We start from the raw sequence: 6,910 nt of genomic DNA, 5'->3' as shown, positions 1-6,910 counted from the left end.
CTGTCGCACCTGCCCGAGCGGCTTGAAACGCTGCGGCGCGTCGGCGTGCCCTATACCGACGAGATGATCGAGAACGCGGTCAGCGACGCGCTTGCCCAGGCGATGCCGGATGGATCCCGCGTCGGCGGTCTGATCGAGCGCTACGGTGAGGAAACCACCGTGCGCAACTTCGACGACTTGGCCGGCGTTCCGACCGAGATGGACGCGATGGTCGCCTACCTGCAGGTGCTGGGGCAGCTCGTCGACATCACTGACACCGTTCCGACGCTTCAGGAGGAATGACCATGGAGTTCAGCCACGAGACCCTTGTCGCCTTCGCCAAGACCTTCGGCCTTTTCTACCTGATCGCGATGTTCTCGGTTGCCGTGCTCTACGCCTTCTGGCCCGCGAACGGGAAGCGGTTCGAACACGCGGCCAAAAGCGTGCTGGATGACGAGGACGGCCCATGTCGGTAGAGGACGAACGCGACGAACTGACCGGGCACAAGACCACCGGCCACGACTGGAACGGCATCAAGGAACTGAACACCCGCGTGCCGCGTGCCGTCTGGTGGGCTATCGGCATCACCCATGTCTGGGCGCTGATCATGTGGATCCTGCTGCCCGCATGGCCGCTGGTCGACACCTACACCAAGGGTGTCCTGGGTGTGAACCAGCAGGAACTCGTCGAGGGAGAGTTGGCGGCCGGCGAGCGCTACCGCGAGCACTGGGAGGCGCATCTGACCGTCGCCTCGCTGGACGAGATCCGGTCCGAGCAGGCGCTGATGGACGTGGTCCGCGCCAGCGCGCCCACGCTCTGGGGCGACAATTGCTCGGCCTGCCACGGGATCGCGGGAATCGGCGGTCCGGGCTTTCCCAACCTGATCGACGATGCCTGGCTTTGGGGAGGGGACGACCAGGCGGTGCTGGAGGCGATCCGCGTGGGTATCAACGCCGGCCATCCCGAAACGCTGGTTTCGCAGATGTTGGCCTTCGGCGAGATGGGCATCCTGTCGCGCGACGAGATCCGCACCGTGGGCGAATACGTGCGCGCGCTGGGCGGTCTGGCCGAACCCGAACCGGCGGTCATGGAAGAGGGCGCGATGCTTTACGCCGACAATTGCGCCAGTTGCCATGCCGATGACGGCACCGGCATGAACGCGCTTGGCGCGCCGAACCTGACCGACGAATTCTGGATCTACGGCGGCGACCCGCAATCGGTGTTCCGCACCATCCATGACGGCCGACAGGGCTGGATGCCGGCATGGGAGGGGCGGTTGAGCGAGGCGCAGGCCAAGATCCTGGCGATCTACCTGCTCGACATCCTGCCCGAGGCGGAATGACCGGGCGCGCCGAAACCCGCTCGCGCTTCGCGTCGCGCGGGTTCTGGATCGCAGTCGCGATCGCAATCGCGCTGGTCGTGGCGGCCGCGAACGTGCACCTGGTCTACGTTTCGCTGGCGTCGCAGCCCGCCTGCGTGCCGCATCTGCAAGCGCCCGACCACGGCGGCACGACCTACCGCGCCGCCAAGTCGGCCTGTTGAGGGAGATAAGAATGGACCCGGACTCGGCAATCCCCAAGGTCGTCCCGCCCCTGCCCCGCCCGAACGCAAAGGCCCGGAACCTGCCGAAGCGCACGGCGTTCGAGTGGCTGGGCGCGGGGTGGAGCGACTTCCGCACCAATCCGCTTCCCAGCCTCTTCTACGGATTGGCCGTCTTCCTCGTCTCGGCCTTCGTCGTGTGGGGGATGTTCCGATTCGAGGTGGATTACTTCTTCCTGCCCGCGCTGAGCGGTTTTCTCGTGCTCGGCCCGCTGATCGCGACCGGCCTCTACGAAAAGACCCGCAGGCTGGAAGAGGGCAAACGCACGACCCTTGGCGGCATGGTCTTCGTGAAACCTGCCTCGACCTACCAGGCGGTGTTCCTAGGCCTGCTCCTGCTGCTTCTATTCATGCTGTGGCAGCGCGCGGCCTTCCTGCTCTACGCGCTGCACATGGGCGTGCGGCCCTTCCCCGGCTTCGACCAGATCCTGTCGTTGATCTTCACCACCTGGATCGGCTGGTCGCTGCTGATCACCGGCACGATCATCGGCGGCCTCTTCGCCGCCTTCGCCTTCGCGATCAGCGTCTTCGCCGCGCCGATGATGCTCGAGGAACGCACCGACGCGCTAACCGCCATGGGCATCAGCCTGGCGCTGGTCTGGAACAACCTCGGCGTCATGCTGGTCTGGGGCGGCATCGTCGTGGCCCTGTTCGCGCTGTCGCTTCTGACGGGGCTTCTGGGGTTCATCGTGGTCTTCCCCGTGCTGGGGCATGCCACCTGGCACGCCTACCGCGCGATCCGGGTCAGCCGGGACGAACGGGTGTTCTACCGGCCGGCCTGACGCGTCAGCGCCGGTCCTCGTCCCGCGTCGGAAGCGGCCGGTCCTCGTCGTCCAGCAGCACCCGCTCGGCCGAGCCGTCGAGATCCTCGTACTGGCCGTTGCGCATGCTCCACAGGAATGCGGCAAGCCCGACCAGGCCCAGCCCGATGCTGGTCGGGATCAGCAGGGCCAGCACGCTCATGCGGGGGCGCTCCGCATGGCCGGCGCGGCGCCCGGTGCCCGACGCTCGGGCCGGATCGAGTTCGCGACCACCACGATCGACGAACCGGACATGGCGATCGCCGCGACCAGCGGCGTGACGTAGCCCGCGACGGCCAGGGGGATCGCGATGCAGTTGTAGGCGATGGCGATGCCGAAGTTCTGCCGCACCTGCCGCGCCGCGCGCCGCGCGATCCGGCGGGCGTCGGTCACGGCCCCCATCGCCTCGCGCGTGAAGACGAAATCCGCCGCCATCCGCCCGGCATCCGAGGCCGATCCCGGCGCCATCGAGACATGCGCCGCCGCCAGCGCCGCGGCGTCGTTCAGCCCGTCGCCCACCATCAGCGCGCGCCGCCCCTCGGCCTGCAACGCTTTCAGGTGGGCAATCTTGTCGGCGGGGGTGGCGCCGTGGCGCACGTGGTCGAAGGGGATCTTCCGCGCGACGGCCTCGACCGCCCCGGCGCTGTCGCCCGACAGAAGCTCGACTTGCATCCCGGCCGCGCGGAGCGCCGCGACGGCCTCGGCCGCGCCGTCGCGCAGCGTCTCGGACAGGGTGAACGTCTTAAGCGGCCCGCCCTCCAGCGCGAATGCCGGCCCGGCCGAACCGCTTCGCTGCCCGCCGGTCGCGATCTCTGCAACCCAGTCGGGGCGACCGAGCCGCGCACGCCGCCCCTCGACGACCCCTTCGATCCCGCAGCCCGGCGTCTCGCGCAGGTCATCGACTGGAACGGGTGGCCCATCGGCGAGCGCCGCGATCGCCCGAGACGCCGGGTGCAGCGACCGCGTGGCCAATGCCGCGGCGACCGCGAGACCCTCGGCCGCGTCCGGCCCGCCGCCGGTCACGACGGGCGTGCCGGTCGTCACGGTCCCGGTCTTGTCGAAGACGACGCAGTCGATGGTCGCTAGCCTTTCCAGCCCCGAGCCGTCCTTCATCATGATCCCCTGCCGGAACAGCCGCCCGGCGGCGGCCACGTGCACCACGGGCACCGCCAGGCCAAGCGCGCAGGGGCAGGTGATGATCAGCGCCGAGATCGCGATGAACAGCGACGGGTACCATTCGCCGGTCGCAACGACCCAGCCGACGAAGGTCAGCGCCGCCAGCAGGTGGACGACCGGCGCGTAAAGCCGCGCGGCCCTGTCGGCGATCCGCACATAGGCCCCGCGCCCCTGCTCAGCCGCTTCCAGCATGCGCGCCACCTCGGCTAGGAACGAGTCCCCGGCCGGGCGCAGCACGCGCATCCGGATCGCGCCGGTGAGGTTGAGGATCCCGGCCTCGAGGGCAACGCCGGGACCGGCGGGCACCGGGGCGTGTTCGCCCGTCACAAGCGAGCGGTCGAGATCGGTCGCGCCGCCCACGATGCAGCCGTCGACGGGGATGCGCTCTCCGGGCGCGATCCGCAGCACCATGTCGGGCCGGATGTCGTCCAGAGCCAGGTAGACGTCCGTCCCGTCCGGCCGTTCCCGCATCGCTCCACGCGAAGCGAGGCGCGCAAGGCTCGTGACCGCGCTGCGCGCCTTGGCACGCATGAGCTGGTCGAGGTAGCGACCCACCAGCAGGAAGAACAGCAGCACCACCGCCGCGTCGAAATAGACGTGCGGCCCGCGCATCGCCGTCTCGACCAGGCTGATCGCGGTGGCCAGCAGCACCGCCAGCGAGATCGGCACGTCCATGTTCAGCCGCCCGCCCCGCAACGCCGTCAGGGCCGACGCGAAGAACGGCCGGCCCGCATAGGCGACCACCGGCACCGCGATCAGGGCCGAGACCGCGTGGAAGACGTCGCGCGCCGCGCCCTCGGCCCCCGCCCAGACCGAGACGGACAGCAGCATGACGTTGGTGGCGCCGAAGCCCGCCACGGCAAGGCAGCGCAGCAGGAAGCGCGCGGCGTCGTCCGCCTGCGCGTCCCCGGGGGCGGCGAGGTCGATCAGCGTCGCCGGATATCCCTGCGCGCCAAGCCGCTCGATCGCGGGCGCGGGATCGGTTTCGGGATCGCGGAGGGTGATCGCCACCTGGCGCAGGGTCAGGTTCGCCCGCGCGGCCACGACGCCTTCGCAGTCCGACAGCGCCCGTTCGACCGCACCGATGCACTTTCCGCAACTGATGCCCGGGACCGACAGGCGGCAATGCCCCCGACCGTCCGGACCGCGTTCCACCCGCCCGAGCCTTTCGGCCCGGCGGATGCCTCCGCCCGCGCGCTCGTCCCGATCGTCGGCAAGCTGCGTGCTGGTGTCGCAAAAGGTCACGTGATCGCAACTCCTGCTCGGAATGCGTCGGATCGCGGTCAGGCTACACCACTTCAGCGCGACCTTGAAGCACGGCGACCATGCCGCCGCTTCGTCCCGTTGGGGCGGCTGAGGATGAAGGCGGCCGCCGCGGCCATGACCGCCGCCTGCACCGCGACGATCGTCGCACCGACGCCAAGAAAGACGCTCGCGGCCAGCGCGGCGATCATCATCGAGACGGCGGCCGCCTTGTGGCGCGGGGCGATCGCCCCTTCGGCACGCCAGGCGTCGATCATCGGCCCGAAATGGCGATGTCGGTTCAACGCGCCGGCAAGCCGGTCCGAGCTTTTCGAGAAGGCGAACGCGGCCAGGATCACGAAGGGCGCGGTCGGCAGAAGCGGCAGCAGCACGCCGATCGCGCCCAGCGCCAGCGACAGCCCGCCCAGGGCGATCCAGCACACACGGGCCGTCGCGCCGGCGCGCTGGGCGGTCCGGGGCGTCGCTGCGCCGGTGTCCCTGTCCGGTCCGGTCACTGCACGTTCCCCCCGCGAATCATGCCACGCGCGGGCAGGTGCGTATCTCCACGCTCGCGGGCCCGCCGTGAAATCAGGCCGCCCCTCTCGCCCGTCATGTCATCTGCCCGGAGCGTTGCGGCGGGAAAAGAGTGTCGTAGGCCCAGGTGAAGACGAAGGCATAGGCCACGTAGAAGCCCGCGAAGGACAGTTCCATCACCAGCGCCGCCAGCAGCGACAAGCCCAGCCACCACGCGAAGATCGGCAGCAGGATCACCAACAGCGTCACTTCGAACAACACGGCATGAACGATGCGCAGGGGCAGCGTCTTGCGGACGTCTCCGCGCCGCCAGCGCAGGGCGTGATCGAAGGCCAGGTTGAAGAGGTAGTTCCACGTGGTCGCAGCCGTGGCACCCAGCAGGACCAGCATGCCCATGTCGCCGATCGGATGATCGAACAGCCACGCGAATAGCGGCGTGACGACCAGAAGGCCGATGATCTCGAAGCTGAGAGCCTGGCGGATACGGTCTGCGGTGCTGCGCATGAAAGGGCTCCGGATATCTTCGGGCCGTCCCGCATGCTGGCCGTCCATGACCGGGCAAGGTCGTCCTTGCCTGCGGGGATGATGCGATCGATGCGCGCGGTTTTCAAGGTGCCGCGACGGGGCCGCGAAACCGACTTGCCCGCCGGATCGTTTCACGCAACGTATTGGGCTATGTTGGTGCCCGGCACGTTCGACGGCAAAGCCGGCAATGTTGCTCACGCCGCCGCAACGCCCGCCTGGAGGACCGGAATGGGCAGGAAACGCTACGTCTTGGCGCTGTCGGTGGCGGTGATCCTGCTGCTGATCTGGCTCGAGCTGGCCGTTGGGCTCGTCGGCTCCCCTTGGGCGGGATCCTGAGCGGCGGCCGAAAGGCCAGCGAACGCGACGCCCTGACCCGGCATTGTTGCGTAACTCACGCCTAAGGCGTGACTTCCCCTTTCCCCGCTGATGTCATGCCACGCGAACGATCTCGGCGGCGCCGAGGGCTGAGAAGCGGTTCATGAGTGCGACGCGGATGTGGATTTCGGCGGTTTGGCGGTCGGGATCTCTTGCGGCGATGCGCTCGCCGAATGCCTTGAGGCATCGCATCTTCGCCTCCACGCGGCTCCTGGCGTGGTATCCGGTCCAGTGCTTCCAGAACGCCCGGCCGTAGTGTTTCGTGGCGCGTAGCGTCTCGTTCCGAGCCTTTGCTGCAGGGCTGTCTTCCTTCCAGGGGCGCCCGTTCTTCCGGATCGGAATGATCGGCGTGGCTTGCCGGTCGATGATGGAGGCATGGCAGCGGCGGGTGTCGTAAGCACCATCCGCGGTCACGGAGCCTATCTGCTCGTCCTCGGGGATCTGGCCGAGCAATTCGGGCAGGATCGGACTGTCGCCGTCGCTGCTGGGGGTGAACTCGACTGCCCGGATGTCCGAAGTGGCGGTATCCATCGCCAGGTGGACCTTGCGCCATTGGCGCCGACCCTGCACGCCGTGCTTGCGAGCCTGCCACTCACCATCGCCCAGGAACTTGATGCCGGTGCTGTCCACGAGGAGGTTCAGGGGACCGTCGGCAAGGCGGTACGGGATCTGGACCGCCA

The 6,910-nt window shown here is 68.8% G+C and carries 10 protein-coding genes; 5 read left to right on the top strand and 5 right to left on the bottom strand.

Going from position 1 to position 6,910, the window contains the following annotated elements; translation table 11 throughout:
- The 5 genes from BLW27_RS20110 to BLW27_RS20090 form a co-directional block, all read left to right on the top strand.
- On the top strand, positions 1-282 hold a 282-nt coding region (locus BLW27_RS20110; protein ID WP_143042391.1), incomplete at its 5' end, for a cbb3-type cytochrome c oxidase subunit II.
- A gap of 2 nt (positions 283-284) precedes the next feature.
- Positions 285-455 carry a cbb3-type cytochrome c oxidase subunit 3 gene (locus tag BLW27_RS20105; RefSeq protein WP_089886467.1) on the top strand — a complete coding sequence of 57 codons (171 nt, stop codon included), beginning with the start codon at positions 285-287 and terminating at the stop codon, positions 453-455.
- On the top strand, positions 446-1,321 hold the full coding sequence (ccoP, locus tag BLW27_RS20100; protein ID WP_089886465.1) for a cytochrome-c oxidase, cbb3-type subunit III: 876 nt from the start codon (positions 446-448) through the stop codon (positions 1,319-1,321). The genes BLW27_RS20105 and ccoP overlap by 10 nt, the downstream gene beginning before the upstream one ends.
- Positions 1,318-1,521, top strand: a complete 204-nt coding sequence (locus tag BLW27_RS20095; RefSeq protein ID WP_089886463.1) for a hypothetical protein — start codon at positions 1,318-1,320, stop codon at positions 1,519-1,521. The genes ccoP and BLW27_RS20095 overlap by 4 nt, the downstream gene beginning before the upstream one ends.
- 11 nt (positions 1,522-1,532) lie before the next feature.
- Positions 1,533-2,360 (top strand): DUF2189 domain-containing protein, encoded by an 828-nt coding sequence (locus BLW27_RS20090; RefSeq protein ID WP_089886461.1) that lies wholly within the window; start codon positions 1,533-1,535, stop codon positions 2,358-2,360.
- Between the two features lie 4 nt (positions 2,361-2,364).
- On the opposite strand, the gene ccoS is transcribed toward BLW27_RS20090, so the two are convergent.
- The 5 genes from ccoS to BLW27_RS20060 form a co-directional block, all read right to left on the bottom strand.
- On the bottom strand, positions 2,365-2,541 hold the full coding sequence (gene ccoS / locus BLW27_RS20085) for a cbb3-type cytochrome oxidase assembly protein CcoS (protein ID WP_089886459.1): 177 nt from the start codon (positions 2,539-2,541) through the stop codon (positions 2,365-2,367).
- Positions 2,538-4,799, bottom strand: coding sequence for a heavy metal translocating P-type ATPase (locus BLW27_RS20080; RefSeq protein WP_089886456.1), 2,262 nt, complete (start codon positions 4,797-4,799; stop codon positions 2,538-2,540). Before BLW27_RS20080 ends, ccoS begins: the two co-directional genes overlap by 4 nt.
- 53 nt (positions 4,800-4,852) lie before the next feature.
- Entirely contained in the window at positions 4,853-5,311 is a 459-nt protein-coding gene (locus BLW27_RS20075) for a YbaN family protein (RefSeq protein ID WP_245710973.1), read from the bottom strand.
- 94 nt (positions 5,312-5,405) lie between these two features.
- Positions 5,406-5,834, bottom strand: coding sequence for a PACE efflux transporter (locus BLW27_RS20070; RefSeq protein ID WP_089886471.1), 429 nt, complete (start codon positions 5,832-5,834; stop codon positions 5,406-5,408).
- 450 nt (positions 5,835-6,284) lie between these two features.
- Positions 6,285-6,910, bottom strand: a 626-nt coding sequence (locus BLW27_RS20060; RefSeq protein ID WP_143042390.1) for an IS5 family transposase, incomplete at its 5' end; no start/stop codon positions are given.

Origin of the sequence: Citreimonas salinaria, from assembly GCF_900107235.1 — a bacterium.
Taxonomy (GTDB): domain Bacteria; phylum Pseudomonadota; class Alphaproteobacteria; order Rhodobacterales; family Rhodobacteraceae; genus Citreimonas; species Citreimonas salinaria.
This window is presented reverse-complemented; position numbering and strand designations above follow the sequence as displayed.

Excerpts from the sequence above, each read along its gene's own strand:
- BLW27_RS20105 (WP_089886467.1), top strand. The coding sequence starts at position 285 with ATGGAGTTCAGCCACGAGACCCTTGTCGCCTTCGCCAAGACCTTCGGC.
- ccoP (WP_089886465.1), top strand. The coding sequence starts at position 446 with ATGTCGGTAGAGGACGAACGCGACGAACTGACCGGGCACAAGACCACC.
- BLW27_RS20095 (WP_089886463.1), top strand. The coding sequence starts at position 1,318 with ATGACCGGGCGCGCCGAAACCCGCTCGCGCTTCGCGTCGCGCGGGTTC.
- BLW27_RS20070 (WP_089886471.1), bottom strand. The coding sequence starts at position 5,834 with ATGCGCAGCACCGCAGACCGTATCCGCCAGGCTCTCAGCTTCGAGATC.
- ccoS (WP_089886459.1), bottom strand. The coding sequence starts at position 2,541 with ATGAGCGTGCTGGCCCTGCTGATCCCGACCAGCATCGGGCTGGGCCTG.
- BLW27_RS20090 (WP_089886461.1), top strand. The coding sequence starts at position 1,533 with ATGGACCCGGACTCGGCAATCCCCAAGGTCGTCCCGCCCCTGCCCCGC.